This is a genomic window from Mycoplana sp. 10N416 (assembly GCF_056394765.1).
This window is the reverse complement of the sequence record NZ_JBFTIM010000046.1, coordinates 1-1171: the sequence shown is the minus strand read 5'-3', so window position 1 is coordinate 1171 and position 1171 is coordinate 1. Positions and strand designations below refer to the sequence as shown.

Genomic DNA, 1171 nt, shown 5'->3' with positions numbered 1-1171 from the left:
ACTTTAAGCTGGAAGCGGGCGCAACTATCTAACTGCCGTCGATCGCGGCGCCGATGCGGGCGATTGCCTGCTGATAGACACGCGCGGAGTTCCAGCCAGCGATGGCGCCCATGTTTCCTTGATAGCCCCCGCCGGCCCGCCAACCGTGCGCCCTGAGGAAGTTGGCCGTTGACATCAGCGCAGTACTCTTGTCGCGCATGTCCCTGTTGCCGACGCCGTACTTCAAGACGTTCCCGGGCAGGAACCCGGTATGGCCGATCTCGCCGTGCATTGCGCCGACCGAGCGGGCGCTCAGCGCGCCGCTGTCAACCAGCTTGAGCGCCGCGATGGCATGCGGCGCGAAGAATTGCGGACGGCGGCAATCGTAGGCGAGCGTGACGATTGCCGATACAGTGTTCTGGTTGCCCATGGAGGCGCCGAAGCCGGTCTCCATACCCCAGATGGCGAGCAGCACGCCGGCGGGCACGCCGTACTTGCGCTCGATATTGTCGAAGAGTGCTGCGTTCGCCGTCTTGAGCGATCGGCCCTTGGAAATAATCGCAGGCCCACCGCGGCGTCTCATAAAGTCATCGACCGAGCCGCCGAAAGCCCTGTTGACGGAGCGGTCGGCCCGGATGGTTCCTACGGCGTAATTCGCTYCGAGAAGCGCTGCAAGGCCSTTCCCCYTGACGCCGGCGGCCTTTGCCGTCTCGGCAAACTCCACTTTCCACTGTTGAAACCCGGCAGCGCTTTTGCCGCATGAGGCCGCCTGAGCGGCGCACGTGAGAAGGYAGARGGCGAGGGCGCCCGCCGCAGCTATCAACTGTCCCTTAGCAAAGAACGCCATGTCGCTCTCCTAGTCGGCCTGATCCATCAAGCACCCGGCCGCAATGGCGTCRCTCCTTCCCTTGCGGTTGCTCGCGCGCTCGAGAAATTTGACCAAATCAATAATAGCGGTKGGGCGAATTAAGGCCAGCCATGCGCGCCTTTCCCCTGGCGCTGCTCGCCTCGCGGCCACGCCGATGACGGCTTGCAATCACCGGAGCCGCGAATAAAGCGGCACAAAATTGCGTCGAATTAAAAACGGGCGCAAGCCAGCCGTGGTTTCGAAACGCAAAGGGGAGCGAAATGTCCAGATGCATTAGTCTCGCTTTCGCTGGCGCAACGGGTCTTGCCGCGATCCTAATGAATG

At 62.3% G+C, this 1171-nt stretch carries 1 protein-coding gene; it reads right to left on the bottom strand.

All coding sequences use genetic code 11. The features are described from left to right. Positions 1-28 precede the first annotated feature (28 nt). On the bottom strand, positions 29-826 hold the full coding sequence (locus AC1DDS_RS25730) for a lytic murein transglycosylase (protein ID WP_477481436.1): 798 nt from the start codon (positions 824-826) through the stop codon (positions 29-31). Positions 827-1171: the final 345 nt, after the last annotated feature.